This window comes from Nonomuraea sp. NPDC050451 (assembly GCF_044458585.1).
Genome location: NZ_JBITHZ010000004.1, coordinates 1 through 20449 on the forward strand (window position 1 = coordinate 1; position 20449 = coordinate 20449).

The following is a 20449-nucleotide window of genomic DNA, read 5'->3' on the forward strand; positions in this document are numbered from 1 at the left end:
TGGTACTGCACTCGGGAGGGTGTGGGAGAGTAGGTCGCCGCCGGACAATCTTTGGAGGGGGTTCGACGCCTTGGGCGTCGGACCCCCTTTTTTTTTGTGCTCAATGAGTGCCGAGCGTGGCGGCCGCGACCACCAGGAGCATCGTGCCGGAGACGGCCGAGATCCGGCGGGCAGCCTTCGGGGTCCGCGTCAGGGCGTGGCTGGCCCGTGCCGTCGCCAGGGCGATCAGGCCGTACAGGACGGCGCAGTTCGCGACGTGGAGCAGGCCGAGTACGGCGAGCTGGAAACCCAGGGGGACGCCCGTCTCCGTGGAGATGAACTGAGGCATCAGGGACAGGTAGAGCAGCACGCCCTTCGGGTTGAGCAGAGCCGTGAGCATGCTCTGCCGCAACACCCTGCCCGCGGGCTGCGGGGTCGCGCCCGGGACGGGAGTGGCGGGGTTCCTGAGTGACGCCAGGGTCTTGATCGCCAGGAAGACGAGGTACGCGGCGCCGGCGTACCGCATCGCGGGCAGTGCGGCGGGGACCGCGCGAAGTGCGGCGGCGAGCCCGGCGGCGGCCAGGACCGTGTGCACGGTGTAGCCCGAGCAGATCCCCGCCACCGCCGTGAGGCCGGTGCGGCGGCCCTGGCCGAGCGAGCGGGCCATGACGTAGAGCATGTCGGGGCCCGGCGTGAAGATCAGCAGCAGGTCCATGCCCAGGAAGAGCACCAGCAGCCGGGTATCCATGAAAACCACCTCCTTACTGGGACGGTAGTAAAGGAGGGGTGGCATGCGATGGCCTATTTGTGCTGCTCCACGCGGCGGGGTGGCAGGATATTGCGTTGTGGACAGGATTGACCGCAGGATCCTCCAGGAGCTGCAGCGGGACGGGCGGCTGAGCAACACTGAGCTGGCCGACCGGGTCGGGCTCACGCCGTCGCCGTGCCTGCGCCGGGTGCGGCAGTTGGAGGAGTCCGGCGTCATCCGCGGCTACCGGGCGCTGGTCGACGGGGACGCGGTGGGACGGGGGTTCCAGGCGTTCGTCACCGTGGTGATGAGGTATGAGGATCACGACACGGTGGCGGAGTTCGAGCGGCTGGTGGCGGGGATGCCAGAGGTGGTGGAGGCGCATCGGCTGTTCGGCGATCCGGACTTCCTGCTGCGGGTGGCGGTGGCGGATCTGGCGGCGTACGAGCGGTTCTACTCCGAGACCCTCTCCGGGCTGCCGGGGGTGGCGCAGGTGACGTCGCACCTCGCGATGAAGGCCGTGAAATCGGACACGGGGCTGCCGGTGGACGCTTGAGGCCCGACGCTCGCACGGCCGAGCGGCCATGGCGTCGCGTCCGGCTCGGCTTAAGGGGTCAGAGCGCGTCGGTGTAGGCCTTGGCCAGGCGTTCCATGACGCTCGGGCCGTCCCGTTCCGGGGGCGGGGCGCCGAGGTGGATGGTCCGCAGCTCGGCCATGAACTCGTTCCACAGCTCCGGCCCGCCGGCCGCGAGCAGCTCCGCTCGCACCCGCAGCCGCTTCGTGGTCGGGCGGTGGCGCAGACCCCACTCGCCGAGCTGCGCGAAGATCGGCACCAGCTGGATCGACGCCTCGGTCAGGCTGTAGGCGGCCCGCCGTCCCGGCCCCGCGTCCTCGCGGGTCAGCAGGCCCGCGTTCACCAGGCGCTTCAGCCGGTCGGCCAGGATGTTGGAGGCGATCCCCTCCTCGGAGCCGGCGAGCAGCTCCCTGAAGTAGCGCCGGCTCCCGAACATCACGTCCCGCAGCACGAGCAGGCTCCAGCTGTCACCGAACGCCTCGACCGCGGCATTGATCGGGCAACCCGAACGCGCCGACTCCGCCAACTCGTACCTCACCTCCGAACCGGTTGCAATCTACCACCGGGTGGCCTAGCGTGAGCCTACCGATTGCAAATCGCAAGCAGATGCAGGAGGCAACGGATGAGCGACACCGAGCCGCAGACCGCGGGCGGAAAGGTGCTCTGGCACTTCACGATGTCGCTGGACGGGTTCGTGGCGGGGCCGAACCACGAGATGGACTGGATGGTCGGGGCCTCGTTCCGGCCGGGCCTGGTCGACGAGTACGTCGAGACCACGGGCGCCGTGCTGGGGGGTCGAGACGGCTGGGATCAGTACCCGGATCCCGGCGGCATCTACGGCGGCGCCTGGAAAGGGCCGCTCTTCGTGCTCACCCACCACCCCGAGGACGCGACACCCACCGACGGGGTCACGTTCCTGAGCTGCGACCCGGCGGAGGCGGTGCGGATCGGGCTGGAGGCGGCCGGCGGCAAGAACCTCGAGGTGTTCTCGCCGACCATCGGCCGCCAGCTGCTCGAACTGGGACTGATCGACGAGATCGACCTGCACATCGCGCCGGTCCTGCTGGGTGAGGGTATCCGGCTGTACGACAACCCCGGCGGCGAGCCGATCCGCCTCCACCGGATCGGCGAAGGCGACCCCGTGTCGGTCCTGAACGTGCGTTACCGGCCCGCCACGGCGGCGAAGCTCCCCGAATAGGCGGGGCGCAGCCGTGCCCCAGGGCCGGTGGCACGGCTGCGGTTCGGGATTACTTGGGCAGGACCAGGAGGGCGTCGCCGACGCCGCGCTCCACGCCGTCCGAGGGCCGGTTGATCAGCTTGTTGCCGACCACCATGGCCGTCGAGCCGCCCCCGTCCAGGTTGATGGCCTGCGTGGCCCCGAGCCACCGCATGAACTGGGCCGCCTCGTGGAAGTTCGCCCCCACGGTCACTCCCGGGTTGCGGCCGTCGATGGTGGCGATGATGAGGCTGCCGTTCCTCGTGGTGCCGAGGAGGGTGCGCGGGTGGCGGCGCAGGATCATGTTGACGGAGTCGTGGCCGTCCTGCTTGGCGGTGATCTTCACCTTGCCGTTCCGCACAAGGCCGACGCCGCCCGCGATCACGTTGAGGTCCGGGGTCAGCGGGAGGGCCTTGCGGGTACGCAGGTCCACGACCTTGGTGTCGACCTTGACCGTCCAGTCCTGGAAGGCGTGCTCGTTGAGCCAGTCGGCGGCCAGGCCGTTGCCGTGCAGCACCCGCGTCCCGGCGGCCACCGCGGCGCCCGACTCGCGCACGCCGACGACCTTGCCGTTGGCGTCGAGGACGGCGTCGGTCCCGCCGGTGGGCGTCTTGGCGCCCCACTCCTCGGTGTAGAGCACCAGCTCGTCCGTCGTGACGGCCCGGTTGACGCCGTTGACCTCGGTCTTCTGGCCGTCCTGGGAGGCGGCGGTGACGGTGGTCTTCAGCTCGGTGACCTTGGCCGTACGGCCCTTGAGGACGACGGCCGAGCGGCCGGGGACGGCCTCGCTGAGCAGCCTGCCCTTGACCACGGACGCGCCGACGGGCTCGCCGCGCAGCGCCTTGTCGGTGTGGATGTTGAAGAAGCCGCCGTTGACGCCGACCACCGCGTTCTGGGCCTTGGCCATGGACGAGACGGTCTCCCGCTTGGCCACGCTGGTGCCGAGCGAGGCCGCGAACGAGCCGCCGAACGCCCCGGCGTCGATCATCACGACCTTGACGTCCCAGGGACCGGTGGTCTTGAGCCCGTCGTCGCCGAGGTAGTCGACCTTGACCTTCAGCCCTGCTTCCTTGAGCTTCTTGGCGGTCTCCTCGGCCTTCTTCTTGTCGTCGAGGGACCAGAGGCCCACCCGGACCATGTACACGGTCTGGGAGGGGGCGTCGGCGACGCTCGGCCGTACCACCTTCTGCACGCTCGGGGTCTCCCCGGCGGCCTCCACCTCGGCGGCCTTGGCCTCGGCGGTCGTCTGCATTCCGTAGTCGCGGCCGCTCGGCATCAGCACGGTCACCGTGTAGCCGTCGGTCGCCGAACCGGCCTTCACGTCGTACAGGTCGATGCCCTGCGCGACGGCGGTCATCGTCTTGGTCGGCACGGGCCTGCTGCCCAGCGGGAACTTGGCCGACGGGAACCGCACCGACGCCTGCTCCGCGGCAGCGGGCAGGGTGGTGAGAGTGAGCGCGGCGGCTATGGCCAGGCCGCCGGCGAGGGTGCGTCGAGACATGAATTCTCCAGAGGGCGGAAAAGGGACCGCACCATACTGGCGAGATCATGGTCGCCGGGGCAGGCGAACACGCTAAACGGTAAAAGAGGTTACGAGATTGACACCGCAAACGGATACACTTCGCCTATGACACGCATCAGCATGTGGTGGCGGCCGACAGACGGCCGCTGATTTCCCCATGCGCGGGCCGTCTCCGAGACGGCCCTCCAAGCGTGCGGTCCTCTCCGAGACGGCATGACCTGAAAGAGAGAGACCGAAATGAACGACGTCGTCCTCACGGGTGACCGCCCGACCGGCTCGCTGCACCTCGGCCATTACTTCGGCTCGCTGGCCAACCGCGTCACATTGCAGGACAAATTCCCCATGTACGTGCTGATCGCCGACTATCAGGTGATCACCGATCGCGATCTGCCGGGTGCGATCCAACGCAACATCACCGAGCTGCTGCTCGACTATCTGGCGGTGGGCATCGACCCGGCCAAGGTGACGATCTTCCAGCACAGCGCCATCCCTGAGCTGAACCAGCTGCTGCTGCCTTTCTTGAGCCTGGTGTCGGTCTCCGAGCTGCACCGCAACCCCACGGTCAAGGACGAGATCGCGCACAGCTCGCAGCGGGCGGTCAGCGGCCTGATGTTCACCTATCCGGTGCACCAGGCGGCCGACATCCTGTTCTGCAAGGGCACGCTGGTGCCCGTGGGCAAGGACCAGCTTCCGCACGTGGAGGTGACGCGGCTGGTCGCGCGCCGCTTCAACGAGCGGTACGGCGAGGTGTTCCCGGAGCCCGAGGCCATGATGGGCGAACGGCCGCTGCTGCAGGGGCTCGACGGCGGCAAGATGAGCAAGAGCCGCGGCAACGCGATCGCCCTGTCGGCCACCGAGGACGAGACGGCCGCCCTCATCCGCAAGGCCCGCACGGACTCCGACCGGCTGATCACCTTCGACGAGACGCGCCGGCCCGAGGTGGCGAACCTCCTCACCCTGGCCGGCCTCTGCCTCGGCCGCTCGCCGCAGGACGTCGCCGAGGAGATCGGGGACGGGGGCGCGTCGGCGCTCAAGAGGCTGGCCACCGAGGCGGTCAACGAGTTCCTTCGGCCGATCAGGAGGCGCCGCGCCGAGCACACCGAGGAGGAGGTGCGGCAGATCCTGGCCGCGGGGAACGAGGCGGCCAGAGAGCGGGCGATCATGACGCTGGACGAGGTGCGGGCGGCGATGGGCTTCTGACAGGGGATTCGGGGAGCGAGGCCAGGACCAGCTCGGTGGGGACGGAGCGGAGGGGGCGGCGGTGCCGGGGCGCGCGGAAGCCCGCCGCCCGCAGCAGCTCCGACACCTCCCGGAAGCCTCGCACCCTGCCGCCGGCCGTGACCAGGTAGTTCAGGTCCAGCAGGTGCAGCAGGGCGCGGCTGGCCCGGCCGGGCATGACGCTGTCCCCGAACTGGTCGCCCACCACGACCGTCCCGCCCGGGTTGAGGGCCGCCGCCACCCGCCCCAGGAGGGCGGCCGCCTGCGCGTCGTCCAGCCCGTGCACGACGTTGAACATCAGCGCGATGTCGTACCCCTCGCCCAGGTCGCCGTCCAGGAACGACCCGGCACGCACGCTCAGCCGGGGATGGGCGGCGGTGGCCCTGAGCGCCTGCGGCAGGTCCAGCACAGTGGCGTGGAGCCGGGGGTGCCGCCGCAGCAGCTCCAGGCTGAAGCGGCCGTGGCCGCCGCCCACGTCCAGCACCCGCCGGGCGCCGCGCGGCACCGGGACGGCCCTGGCCATCGCCGGAGCCTGCCGCCCGGCCAGCGCCGCGGTCCACGCCTGGAACGACCGGGACAGCTCGGGATCGCTCTCCAGCAGCTCGTAGAAGGGCGTGGCGGGCGCCCCGTCACGGACCGCCGTCTCCAGCCGGGGCCAGATCACGCACGCCGTACGTTCCCAGAACTCCAGCCCCGCCACCAGGGACTGCGGCGAGTCCGTCGTGAACCACAGCCGCGAGGCCCGGGTCAGGCGGTAGCGGCCGCCGCGGACCCGCAGGTAGCCGAGCCCGGCCAGGGAGCGTAACAGCATGTCGGAGGAGCGGGCGTCCAGGTCGAGCCGGGCGGCGAGCTCGGCGCCGGTGGACGGGCGTTCGCGCAGGGCGTCGAAGACCCCCGTCCTGGCCGCCGCGACGAGCGCGTGCAGGCCGAGGACGCCGAAGTAGTCGAGCATCGGAGGCACGATCGACAGCCGGTGCGCCGCGGCCTCCAGGGCGTTGTAGAAGAGGGGCACGAATGCGACGCTAGGCGCCCGGGGCGGTCAGCGGGGTTCGCGGCGGAAGGACTCCAGGGCCAGGAGCGCGACGTGGAGCGACATGCAGGACTCGACGTCGTCCAGGTCGGTGTCGAGGACGCGTTCGAGGCGGCGCAGGCGGTCGTAGAAGGCGGGCCTGGACAGGTGGGCCTTCTGCGCGGCGACCGCTTTGTTGCGGCCGGCGTCGAGGTAGATGCGCAGGATCCGGGTCAGGTCGCCGCCCCGCTGGGCGTCGTGCGCCAGCAGCGGCCCGAGCTCCCGCTCCGCGAACGTCTGCAGTCGGGCGTCGTCGCGCAGCAGGTGCAGCAGCCCCCGCAGGCGCAGGTCGGGCAGCCGGTAGAAGGCGCGCCCGTCCGGCTGGCGGACGGCCACGTCGGCCACCTGCTCGGCCTCCAGGAAGCTGCGCCGTACGTCCCTGATGGACTCCACGACCGAGCCCGCCGCCAGCACGAACGCGAGCCCGCCCGGACGCCACAGCACGCGCAGCCGCTCGGCGAGCGCGGTCAGCGCGGGCTCGGCCTGGGTGCGGGGCGGAAGAGGCAGCAGGACCCCGACGCGCTCCTGGTCGAGGGCCCCGACAAGGGCGGGCAGGCGGGCGTCGCGGCAGGCGGCGGCGGTGGCCTCGGCGAGTTCTCCGAGCTGGGCCTGGCCGTCGAGCGCCTGGTCGGCCGGCTCGGTGGGCCTGATGACCACGCTGATCAGCTTGCGTCCCGTGAGCGGTACGCCGACGGCCCTGGCGCGGGCGGCGGCCTCGTCGGGGTCGGCGTAGGCGTGGGTCAGGATGCCGGTGATGATCGTGCCGTGCGCCTGGCGTTCGAGGGACTCCTGGTGGCGTTCGAGCAGGCGGCCGAGGGCGAGCGTGGTGGCGGCGCGCTCGGCGAGCACCATGTCGCGCGGCGTCGGCGCCGAGTCGCAGATCAGGATCAGCCGGCCCCAGTCCTGCCCGCGCGCGCCCACCGTGGTGACCACCCATCCGGAGGCCGGGTCGTACGCGGTCCGCTCGGCCGGGGCCACGGCCCTGGACCTGGTCTCCCAGCCGGCCAGCAGCGCGCCCGCGTCGCGCCCGGCGGACTCGCAGGCCAGCACCTGGTGGGCGAGGTTCTCCAGCAGCACGGGCCGGTTGGACAGCCTGGCCACCTGCGCCAGCACCTCGGCGGGCGAGGCGCCCTCGACCGACAGCTCGGTGAAGACCTCGTGCAGCTGCTCGGAGGCCCGCAGCTCTTCCAACTGGATGTCGATGATCCGCGCGTGCACGGACTCGGTGATCTGCACGAACGGCGTCTCGCGGGCCAGCACGATGAGCGGCAACCCGTGCTCCTCGGCCCTCTTGACCACGGCGGGCGGCAGCTCCTTGACGAACCTGCGGCCCAGTTCGACGATCAGCCCCGAGGCTCCCACGGAGGCGAGGTCGCCGATGTAGTCGGCGAGCTTCTCCGGGTCTTCGGGCAGCGCCACGCCCGTGGTGAGCACCAGCTCCCCGCCGCGCAGCAGGTGGGCGAGGTCGGCGATCTCGCCGACGTGCACCCACCGGACCCTGGTGTCGAGCCGGTCGGCGCCCGCGACCACGCGCGGGCTGCCCCGGCGTACGGTCTCCAGGGCGAGGACATCGGCGATGGTGGGCAACACGGGGCAGAGCCTAGCCGATCGTTCTGTAAGAACGGCCATGCTCCCATTTACGCTTTGTCACGAGCCGAGGTCCTCCTCCCGGTATTCCTGCCGAGGTTCGCGCACCCGTAGCTCGACCCGGCGAATCTTGCCCGAGATCGTCTTGGGCAGCTCGGCGAATTCCAGCCGCCGCACCCGCTTGTAGGGGGCCAGTTCTCGGCGGCAGTGCTCGAAGATCGAGCGCGCGGTCGCCTCGTCCGGCTCGAACCCGGGCGCGAGCGTCACATAGGCCTTCGGTACGGCCAGGCGTACCGGATCGGGGGCGGGCACCACGGCGGCCTCGGCCACGGCGGCGTGCTCCAGCAGCACGCTCTCCAGCTCGAACGGCGAGATGCGGTAGTCGGAGGCCTTGAAGACGTCGTCGGTCCTGCCGACGTAGGTGATGTAGCCGTCCTCGTCGCGGGTGGCGACGTCGCCGGTGTGGTAGAAACCGCCCCGCATCGCATCACTCGATCCACCGACATATCCGGACATGAGGCCTACGGGGCGGCGGGCGTCCAGCGGCAGGCAGATCTCGCCGTCGTCCCCGGGCCTGCCGCTGACGGGGTCGATCAGCACGACGTCGTAGCCGGGCAGCGGACGCCCCATCGATCCGGGCTTGACCGGCTCGTCCGGCGCGTTCCCGATCTGCGCGGTGGTCTCGGTCTGGCCGTAGCCGTCCCTGATCGTGATGCCCCACGCCTTGGCGACCTGGTCGATGATCTCCGGGTTGAGCGGTTCGCCGGCGGCCACGGCCGTGCGCAGCGGCAGCTTGCACGCCGCGAGGTCCTCCTGGATGAGCATCCGCCACACGGTCGGCGGCGCGCAGAACGTGGTGACCCGCTCGTCCCGCAGCACCTCCAGCAGCGCGGGCGCGGAGAAGCGCTGGTAGTCGTGGATCAGCACGGTGGCGCCCGCGTTCCAGGGGGCGAAGACGTTGCTCCAGGCGTGCTTGGCCCATCCGGGCGAGGACACGTTGAGGTGCACGTCGCCCGGCTTCAGCCCGATCCAGAACATCGTCGACAGGTGTCCGGCCGGATAGGACGCGTGCGTGTGCTCGACCAGCTTCGGCTGCGAGGTCGTGCCGGAGGTGAAGTAGAGCAGCAGCGTGTCGCTCGCCCGCGTCGGCGCGTCGGGGACGAAGAGCGAGTCCTCCTCGTACGCCTCGTGGTACGGCAGCCAGTTGTAGGCGTCGCCCACGGCGATCTTCGTGTATTCGCCGCCCCCGAACTTGCCCGCGTCGGCGGCGTTGGCGATCACGTGGGCCACGCCGCCCCTGACGACGCGCTCCGAGATGTCCTTGGCCGTCAGCAGCGTCGTGGCCGGGATGATGACCGCGCCCAGCTTCATCGCGGCCAGCAGCGACTCCCACAGCTCGGCCTGGTTGCCCAGCATGAGCAGGATCCGGTCGCCCCGGCGCACGCCCTGCCGGTGCAGCCAGTTGGCGACCTGGTTGGAGCGGGCGGACAGCTCGGCGAACGTGTAGCGGGCGCTGCTCGCCCCCACGATCTTGAGAGCGACGGCGTCGGGCGTCTCGGTGGCCAGCATCCCGTCGAACCAGTCGAGCGCCCAGTTGAACTCCTCGAGCTCCGGCCAGCGGAAGTCACGGCGGGCGGTGGCGGCGTCGGCGTGGAGGAGGAGGTCGCGGGCGGCACGAAAATCGCTCATGCGGCCGCCTTCGTCGGCCGCATGAGCGATAAATCGGCTGTGTTCGACTGGTCGCTCGCTTCGCTCGCTCATACGGCGATCCTGCTACGTCGCCAGCCGCCGCTCAAGGCCGTCGAGCACCGACACCAGCCCGAAGTCGAAGGCCACCTGGCGGAGAGTCCGCGGATCGTCGTAGGCGGTCATGTCCATGCGCTCCAGCATCTCGGGATAGTCCTTGACCGCCCTGGCGACCATCTCCTTCATCTCGGCGGGGTCGTACTCGTGCTCGCCCATGGCGGAGTTCCAGGCGACCTCGGGGATGGTCATGCCGTAGGTGTAGGCGGTGAGCGTGCTGCCGGCGTAGTCGACGTCCATCCCCTCGAATCCGGCCTGCTTGAACATCCGGCGCATCCGGTCGGCGACCTGGATGGCGTTGGGGCCGAGCGCGGGCATGCGGCCGAGGAGGTCGGCCGACCACGGGTGGCGCAGGATCACGGCGCGCATGCTGTAGGCCAGGACCGAGGCCGCGTCGCGCCAGCCGGCGTCCTCCGGCTCGGGCATGCTCATCTCGCCCCACACGTGGTCGTAGACCAGCTCCAGGAGCTCGTCCTTGTGGGCGACGTACCAGTAGATGCTGGTGGCGCCCGCGCTCAGCTTGGCGCCCAGCTTGCGCATGCTGAGCCCGTCGAGGCCCTCCGCGTCGAGGATCTCGATCGCGGCCCTGACGATCTCGTCACGGCTGCGCCCCGGGCTCGCGGTCTTGCGCGGCTCGCGAAGCCAGACGGAGGCGAATTGCTTGCCGGTCATCCTCCAAGGATAAATCCACTCGCACACTGTACGAGAGTTGTCGTACGCTGTGCGAGTGGACTCGAACACTGTACGAGACCCCCGCCGCTGGTGGATTCTCGTCGTACTCTGCTTGGCGCTTTTGGTGCTTGTCGTCGACAACACCGTTCTCAACCTCGCCATCCCCTCGCTGAACGAGGAAATGGGCGCGACGCCGTCGGACATCCAATGGATCATCGACGCGTACGTGCTGGCCTACGCCGGTCTGCTGCTCACCTCGGGCAGCCTGTCCGACAAGTACGGCCGCCGCCTGTTCCTGATCGTCGGCCTGGCGTTCTTCGGCGGCGCGTCGCTGCTGGCCGTGCTCGTCACCGAGCCCTGGCAGCTCATCGCCGCCCGCGCGCTGATGGGCATCGGCGGATCGCTGGTCATGCCCTCGACGCTGTCGATCCTGATGACCGTCTTCGACGAGACGGAGCGGCGCAAGGCGATGGCCTCCTGGAGCGCGGTGGCCCTGGTCGGCATGGTGTCGGGCCCCACCCTGGGCGGCCTCATGCTGCAGCACTACTGGTGGGGCTCGGTCTTCCTGGTGAACATCCCCATCGCGGCGATCGCCATCGTGGCCGCCCTCGTGCTCATGCCCGAGAGCCGCAGCAGCGGGCGGAAGATCGACCCGGTGGGCGTGGTGCTGTCGACCGTCGGCCTGACGGCGGCCGTGTACGTCATCATCGAGCGCGAGTGGAACGTGATCGGCATCGCGATCGCGGTCCTGGCCCTCGGCGGCTTCGTGGTCTGGGAGCGCAAGCAGGCGCAGCCGATGCTGCCCCTGCACCTGTTCGCCAACCGCAACTTCAGCGGGGCGTCGTTCTCGATCCTGCTCATGGCCTTCGGCGCCGGTGCCGTGATGCTCATGCTGACCCAGTACCTGCAGTTCGTGCTGGGCTACGAGGAGATGCAGGCCGGTCTGGCCATGCTCCCGTACGGCGTGGCCGCCGCGATCTTCAACGGCGTGGGCGCCGGCCTGGGCAAGAAGGCCAGCAACCGGGTGCTGATCGGGGCCGGCCTGCTGGTGATGGCCTGCGGGTTCGTCGTCATGGCCACGACCACCGGATATCTCCCGCTCCTCACGGGGCTGGTGATCATGGGCGTCGGCGGCGGGCTGGCCGGGCCGTCCGCGTACTCCTCGCTGATGAGCGCCATCCCCATGGAGCACGCCGGCGTCGGGTCGGCGCTCAACGACACCGTCCAGCAGGTCGGCATGGCGATGAGCATCGCGATCCTGGGCAGCGTGCTGGCCGGGCAGTACACCTCGCAGATGCCGGCCGACCTGCCCGCCGCCGCCAGGGAGTCGATCGGCGGCGCGCATCTGTCGGGCTTCGCCGAGGCCGGCAACCAGGCGTTCACGTCGGCCATGCACCTGGGCTCGTGGGTCGGGGCCGCGTTCTGCGTGGCCGCCGCGCTGCTCGCGATGGCCGTGCTGCGCCCGGCCGCGGCAGCCCCGGAACCAGTGAAGGTCTAACGGACACGGGGCTCCTGCATGCTCTTCAGACTGTCGAGCTTGTGGGTGCGCTCGTCGTGGCCGATCTGCCGGAGCAGGTCGGCCACCGAGCGGTAGCGGCCGTACTCGGCGGCGTACGTGCCGGGGTCGGGCACGAAGTCCAGCTCCGGGTTCTCGGCCACGAACGTCATGTACTCGTGCTCGGCGTGGTCCTCGAACTCCGCGTTCAGCCGGTAGCTCCAGTCCGGCCTGACCAGGAACAGCACCCAGGACACGTGGTAGTAGAAGAACGCGATCAGCCAGGGCGCGGCCCGGTGCAGCAGCCAGGTCTGCCGCTGCCCGGTGCGCTGCACCAGGTCCTGCAGGATCAGCAGGTGCCACTGCTCGTTGTCCTGGTCGGCGCGGGCCTCCACGATCCGCTCGAAGACCCGTCTGGCCAGCGCCGAGCGGCCCCGATGGCGGTGCACGGCCCAGTAGCCCATCCGCTCCCACGCCTGGTACGGCACGCGGGCGATGATTTCCAGCATGGCGAACTTCGTGTACGAGCCCTGCTGGCCGTACATGATGTCGACGGGCTTGAACATCATCTTGGCCAGCAGGCTGTACTTCATGCGCGGGGTGTCCAGCGTGTCCTGCTGGGCCCGGCGGAGCTGGTCGCGGTCGAGCTTGGGCGGGCCGGCGGGCGCTTCGGGGCGGTGGTCGACGGTGATGGTCATCTCGATCTCTCCTTCGCTTTCGGGATGATCCGATGGTGGCCGACCGGCACGGCCCCGGTCGTCGCCCGCCAGTGGTCATTCGCCGTGCCTCCTGCGGCGTAGCGGCCGCGCCCCGCGTACATCGCCAGGCGGACGGGACATCCCCTAAGGGGCGTCTCCTCTGGGGAGTCCGGGTAGTTTGCAGGGTGTAAGTGGATTTTGGGCTCCTCCGACAGGTTGCAGTGGGGGGCTGGGAGGAAGAAAAGGGATACTCGGTAACATGTCGGAGCTACTCGCGCGCCATCGGGCAGTCATGCCGAACTGGCTGGCCCTCAACTACAACGACCCCATCGAGATCGTCAGCGGCAAGGGCAACCGTGTCATCGACGCCGACGGCAAGAGCTACCTGGACTTCTTCGCCGGAATCCTGACCAACATGATCGGGTACGACGTGCCCGAGGTGCGCGAGGCCGTCGAGCGTCAGATCGCCACCGGCGTGGTGCACACCAGCACCGTCTACCTGCTGCGCGGCCAGATCGAGCTGGCCGAGAAGATCGCGCGGATCTCCGGCATCCCCGACGCCAAGGTCTTCTTCACCAACTCCGGCACCGAGGCCAACGAGACCGCCCTGCTCCTGGCCACGTACGCCCGCAGGACCGACCAGGTGCTCGCCATGCGGCAGAGCTACCACGGGCGCAGCTTCGGCACGATCGGCGTCACCTCCAACCGCTCCTGGAAGAACAACTCGCTCTCCCCGCTCAACGTGACCTTCCTGCACGGCGCCGACCGGCATCTCGCGCAGTTCAAGGGCATGTCGGACGCGGAGTACATCCAGGCGTGCGTGGACGACCTGCGCCACGTGCTGGCCACCGCGGTCTCCAACGACGTGGCGGCGCTGATCGCCGAGCCGATCCAGGGCGTGGGCGGGTTCACGATGGCCCCCGACGGGCTGTTCGCCGCGTACAAGGAGGTTCTGGACGAGCAGGGCATCCTGTTCATCTCCGACGAGGTGCAGACCGGCTGGGGCCGTACGGGCAGCTCGTTCTTCGGCATCGGCAACCACGGCGTGACCCCCGACATGATGACCTTCGCCAAGGGGCTGGGCAACGGATTCGCCGTCGGCGGCATCGTGGCGCGCGGCGACCTGATGGACGCCCCGCACGCCGTGGGCCTGGCCACGTTCGGCGGCAACCCGATCTCCATGGCCGCCGCCAACGCCACCCTCGACTACGTGCTCGACCACGACCTGCAGGCCAACGCCGCGCGTACGGGCGAGATCATCATCGGCGGCCTCAAGGAGGCCGCCAAGCGCCTGCCCGTGGTCAAGAGCGTGCGAGGCAAGGGCCTGATGTTCGCCGTCGAGCTGGAGAGCCCCGCCCAGGCCGCCCGTTTTATGGAGGAGACCAAGAAGGCGGGCCTGCTGGCGGGCAAGGGCGGCCTGTACGGGACCGCCATCCGCATGGCCCCGCCCCTGACCCTCACGGTGGAGGAGGCCGTCGAGGGTCTCGGCATCATCGTGACCGCTCTGGAAACCATCAACGCAGAGGCAGCAGCTCAGTGAAGTCCGTCAACCACTGGATCAACGGAGCGCTCGCGGACGGGGACTCCCGCGCCGCCGAGCTCTTCAACCCGGCGACCGGCGAGGTCAGCGGCCACGTGGCGCTGGCCTCCGTGGCCGACGTGGACGCGGCCGTGGCCGCCGCCGTCGCGGCCTTCCCCGCGTGGCGGGACGCGTCGCTGGTCAAGCGGGCGCAGGTGCTGTTCCGCTTCCGCGAGCTCATGTACGCGCACCGCGACGAGCTGGCCGCGCTGATCTCGGCCGAGCACGGCAAGGTCCACTCCGACGCGCTCGGCGAGGTGGCCCGCGGCCTGGAGGTCGTGGAGTTCGCCTGCGGGATCCCCCACCTGCTCAAGGGCGGCTTCTCCGAGGGCGTCTCGACCAGGGTCGACTCCTACTCGATCCGCCAGCCGCTGGGCGTCGTGGCCGGCATCACGCCGTTCAACTTCCCGGCCATGGTGCCGATGTGGATGTTCCCGGTCGCGATCGCGTGCGGGAACGCCTTCGTGCTCAAGCCGTCGGAGAAGGACCCGTCGGCGTCGCTGCTCATGGCGCGGCTCTGGAAGGAGGCCGGGCTCCCCGACGGCGTCTTCAACGTCGTGCAGGGCGACAAGGTCGCCGTGGACCGGCTGCTGGAGCACCCCGACGTACGCGCCGTGTCGTTCGTCGGCTCCACCCCGATCGCCAGGTACGTCTACGAGACCGGCACCGCGCACGGCAAGCGCGTGCAGGCCCTCGGCGGCGCCAAGAACCACATGCTCGTGCTCCCCGACGCCGACCTCGACCTGGTGGCGGACTCGGCGGTGTCGGCGGGGTTCGGCTCGGCGGGGGAGCGGTGCATGGCGATCTCCGTCGTGCTGGCCGTGGACCCGATCGGCGACGAGCTCGTCCAGAAGATCGTCGAGCGGGTGGACAAGCTGGTGATCGGCCCCGGCGACGACCCGAAGTCCCAGATGGGGCCGCTCGTCACCGAGGTGCACCGCGACAAGGTCGCCTCCTACCTCGACCTCGGCGTCGAGGAGGGCGCGAAGCTGGTCGTGGACGGCCGCGAGACGGCCGTGCTCGGCGGCGGCAAGGCCGCGGAGACGCCCGGCTTCTGGCTCGGCCCGACCGTGCTCGACCACGTCCCGCCGGGCTCGCAGACGCACACGGACGAGATCTTCGGGCCGGTCCTGTCGATCGTGCGGGTGTCCTCGTACGAGGAGGGCCTGGAGATCATCAACGAGGGCCTGTACGGCAACGGCACCGCGATCTTCACCAACGACGGCGGCGCGGCCAGGCGCTTCCAGAACGAGGTCGAGGTCGGCATGGTCGGCATCAACGTGCCCATCCCGGTGCCGATGGCCTTCTACAGCTTCGGCGGCTGGAAGTCCTCGCTCTTCGGCGACACGCACGTGCACGGCACCGAGGGCGTGCACTTCTACACCCGCGGCAAGGTCGTCACCTCGCGCTGGCTCGACCCCTCGCACGGCGGCGTGAACCTCGGCTTCCCCACGAACAAATAGGCGCGCGACGCCCGGGGCGGGCGGGACGAGCGTCCCTCCCGCCCCACTCCCCGGTAAGCTCCAGCACACGGACAAGGGGGGACATCGTGAGTCGTCGTCGTGCTTATGCCCTGGCGCTCGCCGCGTCGGCGCTGATCGCAGGCATGGGCGCGGCCCGCCCGACCCCCACCCCCACGCGTACTCCGACCTCGAGCCCCACTCCCACTCCGAGCGCGACGCAGAGCGACGGCACGCTCCAGATCCTCACCTACCGCGGTTACGCCGAGTACGGCGGCACCAGCCCCAAGGTCAACTGGGTGGGCACGTTCGAGAAGGAGACCGGCTGCCGGATCGCCAAGCTCGACACCGTGCAGAGCGCGAAGGAGATGGAGGATCTGTCCGCCCAGCGGCCGTACGACATCATCTCCGCCGGGCCCGTGCTGGCCGCCAAGCTGATCGACGCCAATCTGGTGCAGGCCGTCGACCCGGCCAAGGTGAGCGGCTACGACGACATCGACAAGCGCTTCCGCGACATGTCCACCGTGTCCGGCAAGGTGTACGGGGTGCCGTACCTGTGGGGCTATCACGAGTTCATCTACGACTCGACCAAGGTCAAGGGCGATCTCAAGCAGGCGTTCGCCTCCGACCGGGTGGCGCTCAGGGACAGCCCGCTGACGATCGCCGACGCCGCGCTGGCCGACGGCTCGGCGAAGGACCCGTACGAGCTGAGCCAGGACCAGCTCGACCGCGCGGTGGCGCTGCTCGAGCAGAGCAAGGCGCGCACGTACTGGCGGAGTCCGGTAGACCTGGTGCAGGGGTTCGCGACCGGGTCACTCGACTACGCCCAGGCCACCCCGTACTACCGCCTGCTCCTGCAGAAGGCCGGAAAGCCGGTCAAGACGCTCCAGACGCCCAAGACGACCGGGTGGGTGGACTCCTGGATGCTCGGCGCGAACGTCCCCGACACCACCTGCGCCTACCGGTGGCTCAACTGGGTGACCGCGGCCAACGCGCAGCGCGACGCCGCCGCGTGGGTGGGGCTGGCCCCGGCCAACGCCAAGGCCTGCAAGGGGCGGGCCGAGCCGATGTGCGACCTGTACGGGAGAGGCAAGAAGCTCGACCGGGTCGACTTCGCCGTACGGCCTCCCGGGGGTTGCCGGGCGGAAGATGGGGAATGCACTGATTATCTCACTTGGCTGGATAGGTGGCAGAAGCTCGCCAAATGAGGGCGAGCAGCCGATCCCCCTGTGACAGTGCCGCGGGCGCGCCCGTTCCCCCCTGGGCGTGGCCTGCCAGGGACGCCCCGGGCCTTCCCCCCCGTCCCGGGGCGTCTCGTCAAGCGTGCTCGCTCAGCGGGACGGGAAGGCCACCACCGTCGACTTGGGTGTGGGCAGGAGCGCCTCGGCGCAGTCGCCGCAGGCCAGGACCGACGAGTCGTCGGGCAGGCGCCCCACGCGCACGCGGGGTCGCGGCCATCTCTTGTGACAGACGACGCAGGCGTCGCCCTCGCGCTGGGCCCAGGTCAGGCCTTCAGGGTCGAACGTCAACATACTCCGCGCCGTTCTGGTCGGACTCCAGCTCATCATGCTTCCTGCAGTCATCGCCCATCCGTATACCGGAACCGTTATAACCCTGACCGTGGCCGTGAGTGTCCTGCTGAGCGTCAAGTCAGGGTGAATTCTCTACCCGAGCGACGCCACTTACACCACAAAATCGGGCATCCAGCCGCAAGCCGGATGCCCGATTGGTGGGGTTTCTTCTAGAGTTCGGCGATCGCCTTCTCCAGGATGCCGAGGCCCTCCTCGAGCAGGTGCTCGGGGATGACGAGCGGGGGCAGGAAGCGCAGGACGTTTCCGTACGTGCCCGCGGTCAGGACCAGCAGGCCCTCGGCGTGGCAGCGCTTGACGATCTCCTGGACGGCGGTGGGGTTCGGCTCCTTGGTGCCCGGCTCGACCAGCTCGATCGCGATCATCGCGCCCCGGCCGCGGACGTCGCCGATCACGTCGAAGCGCTCCTGGAGAGCCTTGAGGCGGGGGATCATGATCTCGCCGATCCGGCGGGCCTTCGCGACGAGGTCCTCCTCCTCGATGGTCTCCAGCACGCCGAGCGCGGCCTCGCAGGCCAGGGGGTTGCCGCCGTACGTGCCGCCGAGGCCGCCGACGTGCACCTTGTCCAGGATCTCCGCGCGCCCGGTCACGGCGGCCAGCGGCAGGCCGCCCGCGATGCCCTTGGCCGTGGTGATGATGTCGGGCACGACGCCCTCGTCCTCGCACGCGAACAGGTTGCCCGTCCTGGCGAAGCCGGTCTGCACCTCGTCGGCCACGAACACGATGCCGTTGGCCTTGCAGAACTCCGCGATGCGCGGCAGGAAGCCCCTGGCCGGCACGATGAACCCGCCCTCGCCCGCGATCGGCTCGATCACCACGGCGGCCACGTTGCCCGGGCCGATCTGCTTGGTGATCATGTCGATGGCCTGCTCCGCGGCCTCCTCGGCGCAGTTCTCGGGGCCGGAGGGCCAGCGGTACGGGTACGCCAGCGGCACCCGGTACACCTCGGGCGCGAACGGGCCGAAGCCGTGCTTGTACGGCATGTTCTTGGCCGTCAGCGTCATCGTGAGCAGCGTGCGGCCGTGGTAGCCGTGGTCGAACACGACGACGGCCTGCCTGCCGGTGGCGTGCCTGGCGATCTTGACCGCGTTCTCCACGGCCTCGGCGCCCGAGTTCACCAGGAACGTGCGCTTCTCGTGCTCGCCCGGGGTCAGCTCGTTGAGCTTCTCGCACACCCGGACGTACGACTCGTACGGGGTGACCATGAAACAGGTGTGGGTGAAGTCGGCGACCTGCTTCTGGACGCGTTCGACGACCTTGGGGGCGGCATTGCCCACGTTGGTCACGGCGATGCCGGAGCCGAAGTCGATCAGCGAGTTCCCGTCGGCGTCCTGCACCACGCCGCCGCCGGCGCGGGTGACGAAGACCGGCAGCGTGGTGCCGATGCCGGGCGGGACGGCGGCCTGCTTGCGGGCCAGCAACTCCTGCGACTTGGGGCCTGGGATCGCGGTCACGACGCGCCGCTCCTGGGGAATGCTCATGGATTCGACGCTACGGCGGGCTCCCACCTGCGCCGATACGTCGATATGTCACACTGAAGGTGTTGTCTTCGACGGAATGGCCAAATTTGCCGGAATGGACAAATTTCGTATGCCGCCTACGCTCCGGACCGTCGTACGCCGCATGAGGCTCCGGCCGGTGGCCGGAATTCCCGGCCATGGGGCCCGCGGCGTGCTGGACGCCGCGGTGCGCTGGGTGGCGGTCAGCGAGCTCGCGGACCCGACGCCGTACCTGGAGGGTGGGGAACTCCTCCTCACCACGGGCATGCGGATGGAAGGCGACCAGTCCCAGTATGTCGCCCGCCTCGTGGCCCGCGGCGTCGCCGGGCTGGGCTTCGGGGTCGGCGTCTCGCACGAGGAGGTGCCCCCCGCGCTGGTGAGCGCCGCCGAGGAAGCGGGGCTGCCGCTGTTCGAGGTGCCGCGTGAGACCCCGTTCATCGCGATCGGCAAGGGGGTCAGCGAGCTGCTGGCGGCCGAGCAGTACGACGAGATCAGCCGCGCCTTCGCCGCCCAGGGCCGCCTGACGCGGGCGGCGCTGCGGCCGGAGGGCATGCACGCGGTGATCGACCGGCTCGCCAAGGAGGTCGGGGGGTGGGCCGCGCTGCTCGACGAGGCGGGCGAAGTGCGCCACGCCACGCGCGGCGCCGACACGGACGCCGTCGTCTCCGAGCTCTCCCGCCTCCGCACCACCCGCCCCTCGGAGCCCCGCCTTCTGGAGCCCGGCGGCCCCACGGAGCCGAGCCCTGCCGAGGAGAGGGGCGCCGGTGGCGGTGGCGGTGGCGTGCGTGGCGGTGAGCGCGGTGGCGATGGCGTGCGTGGTGGGGTCCGCGGCGGGGGTGGGGTGCTGCCCGCGAGCCTGGCGTTGTCGGGGCCGGGGGAGCACATCGTGGTGCAGCCGCTGGGCGGCGGCGGTGCGCGGCCGCGCGGCTTCTTCGCCGTCGGGGCCGGGCAGCCCTTCTCGCCCGTCACCCACACGGTGATCAACGCCGCTGGATCCCTGCTCACCCTGGCGCTGGAACAGAGCAGGACCCAGCTCGAGGCCGCGCGGCGGGCCCGCTCCGCCGTACTGGAGCTGCTGCTCTCGGGTGCGCGGGAGCAGGCGCGGGCAGTGCTGGGGCCGCTCGGCGGGCGGCTCCCGGAGGAGCCGCTGGCGGTGCTGGCGGCGGACGCCGACGCGCTGGAGGCGCTGGAGCCGCTCGCGTTCGCGGCGCTGTTCACCGACGGGGGCGCCGCCTCCTTGGCGGAGCGGCCGCTGGCCGTCGCCCTCGTGCCCGACACCGTGGCGGAGAAGGTGGCGCTGGAGACGGACGCGCCCGTGGGCGTGAGCCTGCCGTGCGGTTACGCCCCCGAGGGCCTGAACGGCGCGCTGGACCAGGCGAGGCGCGCCCTGGCGGCGGCGGCCGGGAACGGTGGGACAGGGAAGGGCCGGGTGGTGAAGTTCGGGGAGCTGGCCGGGCAGGGGCTGCTCGGGCTGCTCGACCGGGCCGCCGCCCAGGCGTTCGCCGCCGCGCTGCTGGCCCCGCTCACCGCGTACGGGTCCCGGGCCGACCTGGTCGAGTCGCTGCGCGCGTACCTCGACAGCAACGGCCACTGGGACGCGGCGGCGCAGCGGCTCGGCGTGCACCGCCACACCCTGCGCTACCGCATGAAACGCGTCACCGAGCTGCTCGGACGCGACCTCGACGACCCGGGCGTGCGCGCCGAGCTGTGGCTCGCGCTCGAAGCCACCCGCCGATAGCGC

Annotated in this window: 18 protein-coding genes; 8 read left to right on the forward strand and 10 right to left on the reverse strand. The window is 70.4% G+C overall.

What is annotated here, in order from left to right:
• Positions 1-100: 100 nt before the first annotated feature.
• On the reverse strand, positions 101-727 hold the full coding sequence (locus ACIBI9_RS15005) for a LysE family translocator (RefSeq protein WP_397222607.1): 627 nt from the start codon (positions 725-727) through the stop codon (positions 101-103).
• 97 nt (positions 728-824) lie between these two features.
• Here ACIBI9_RS15005 and ACIBI9_RS15010 point away from each other — a divergent pair, with 97 nt between their 5' ends.
• Positions 825-1283 carry an Lrp/AsnC family transcriptional regulator gene (locus tag ACIBI9_RS15010; protein WP_397222608.1) on the forward strand — a complete coding sequence of 153 codons (459 nt, stop codon included), beginning with the start codon at positions 825-827 and terminating at the stop codon, positions 1281-1283.
• Positions 1284-1341: 58 nt separating this feature from the next.
• Here ACIBI9_RS15010 and ACIBI9_RS15015 read toward each other — a convergent pair whose 3' ends face one another.
• Positions 1342-1839 carry a winged helix-turn-helix transcriptional regulator gene (locus tag ACIBI9_RS15015; RefSeq protein ID WP_397222609.1) on the reverse strand — a complete coding sequence of 166 codons (498 nt, stop codon included), beginning with the start codon at positions 1837-1839 and terminating at the stop codon, positions 1342-1344.
• A gap of 84 nt (positions 1840-1923) precedes the next feature.
• Between ACIBI9_RS15015 and ACIBI9_RS15020 the strand changes: the two genes are divergently transcribed.
• A complete protein-coding gene (locus ACIBI9_RS15020; RefSeq protein ID WP_397222610.1) occupies positions 1924-2499 on the forward strand; it encodes a dihydrofolate reductase family protein in 576 nt (191 codons plus the stop codon).
• Positions 2500-2548: 49 nt separating this feature from the next.
• Here ACIBI9_RS15020 and ACIBI9_RS15025 read toward each other — a convergent pair whose 3' ends face one another.
• Positions 2549-4018 carry a phosphodiester glycosidase family protein gene (locus ACIBI9_RS15025; protein WP_397222611.1) on the reverse strand — a complete coding sequence of 490 codons (1470 nt, stop codon included), beginning with the start codon at positions 4016-4018 and terminating at the stop codon, positions 2549-2551.
• Positions 4019-4276: 258 nt separating this feature from the next.
• Here ACIBI9_RS15025 and trpS point away from each other — a divergent pair, with 258 nt between their 5' ends.
• Positions 4277-5239, forward strand: a complete 963-nt coding sequence (trpS, locus tag ACIBI9_RS15030; RefSeq protein WP_397222612.1) for a tryptophan--tRNA ligase — start codon at positions 4277-4279, stop codon at positions 5237-5239.
• Here trpS and ACIBI9_RS15035 read toward each other — a convergent pair.
• The 4 genes from ACIBI9_RS15035 to ACIBI9_RS15050 form a co-directional block, all read right to left on the reverse strand.
• On the reverse strand, positions 5199-6269 hold the full coding sequence (locus ACIBI9_RS15035) for a methyltransferase (RefSeq protein ID WP_397222613.1): 1071 nt from the start codon (positions 6267-6269) through the stop codon (positions 5199-5201). The genes trpS and ACIBI9_RS15035 overlap by 41 nt on opposite strands.
• A gap of 27 nt (positions 6270-6296) precedes the next feature.
• Positions 6297-7916 (reverse strand): PucR family transcriptional regulator, encoded by a 1620-nt coding sequence (locus tag ACIBI9_RS15040; RefSeq protein ID WP_397222614.1) that lies wholly within the window; start codon positions 7914-7916, stop codon positions 6297-6299.
• Between the two features lie 57 nt (positions 7917-7973).
• On the reverse strand, positions 7974-9602 hold the full coding sequence (locus ACIBI9_RS15045; protein ID WP_397222615.1) for an AMP-binding protein: 1629 nt from the start codon (positions 9600-9602) through the stop codon (positions 7974-7976).
• Between the two features lie 84 nt (positions 9603-9686).
• Positions 9687-10388, reverse strand: a complete 702-nt coding sequence (locus tag ACIBI9_RS15050) for a TetR/AcrR family transcriptional regulator (RefSeq protein ID WP_397222616.1) — start codon at positions 10386-10388, stop codon at positions 9687-9689.
• A gap of 112 nt (positions 10389-10500) precedes the next feature.
• On the opposite strand from ACIBI9_RS15050, the gene ACIBI9_RS15055 reads away from it, so the two are divergent.
• Complete coding sequence (locus ACIBI9_RS15055) at positions 10501-11886, forward strand: MFS transporter (protein WP_397222617.1); 1386 nt, start codon at positions 10501-10503, stop codon at positions 11884-11886.
• Here ACIBI9_RS15055 and ACIBI9_RS15060 read toward each other — a convergent pair.
• Entirely contained in the window at positions 11883-12581 is a 699-nt protein-coding gene (locus ACIBI9_RS15060) for an alternative oxidase (RefSeq protein ID WP_397222618.1), read from the reverse strand. The genes ACIBI9_RS15055 and ACIBI9_RS15060 overlap by 4 nt on opposite strands.
• Before the next feature lie 259 nt (positions 12582-12840).
• Here ACIBI9_RS15060 and ACIBI9_RS15065 point away from each other — a divergent pair, with 259 nt between their 5' ends.
• From ACIBI9_RS15065 to ACIBI9_RS15075, 3 genes are all read left to right on the forward strand, one after another.
• Positions 12841-14121, forward strand: coding sequence for an aspartate aminotransferase family protein (locus ACIBI9_RS15065; RefSeq protein WP_397222619.1), 1281 nt, complete (start codon positions 12841-12843; stop codon positions 14119-14121).
• Positions 14118-15623 carry a CoA-acylating methylmalonate-semialdehyde dehydrogenase gene (locus ACIBI9_RS15070; RefSeq protein ID WP_397222620.1) on the forward strand — a complete coding sequence of 502 codons (1506 nt, stop codon included), beginning with the start codon at positions 14118-14120 and terminating at the stop codon, positions 15621-15623. The genes ACIBI9_RS15065 and ACIBI9_RS15070 overlap by 4 nt, the downstream gene beginning before the upstream one ends.
• Positions 15624-15709: 86 nt before the next feature.
• Entirely contained in the window at positions 15710-16828 is a 1119-nt protein-coding gene (locus ACIBI9_RS15075; protein WP_397222621.1) for an extracellular solute-binding protein, read from the forward strand.
• 123 nt (positions 16829-16951) lie between these two features.
• Here the strand turns inward: ACIBI9_RS15075 and ACIBI9_RS15080 are convergent, their stop codons facing one another.
• Together ACIBI9_RS15080 and gabT are read right to left on the reverse strand one after the other, a co-directional pair.
• Positions 16952-17152: a hypothetical protein gene (locus ACIBI9_RS15080; protein WP_350724384.1), complete on the reverse strand. Its 201-nt coding sequence runs from the start codon at positions 17150-17152 to the stop codon at positions 16952-16954.
• A gap of 209 nt (positions 17153-17361) precedes the next feature.
• The gene (gene gabT / locus ACIBI9_RS15085; protein WP_397222622.1) at positions 17362-18690 is read right to left on the reverse strand and encodes a 4-aminobutyrate--2-oxoglutarate transaminase; all 1329 of its coding nucleotides are present in this window, start codon (positions 18688-18690) and stop codon (positions 17362-17364) included.
• 157 nt (positions 18691-18847) lie between these two features.
• On the opposite strand from gabT, the gene ACIBI9_RS15090 reads away from it, so the two are divergent.
• Positions 18848-20446, forward strand: a complete 1599-nt coding sequence (locus ACIBI9_RS15090) for a PucR family transcriptional regulator (RefSeq protein ID WP_397222623.1) — start codon at positions 18848-18850, stop codon at positions 20444-20446.
• Positions 20447-20449 lie beyond the last annotated feature (3 nt).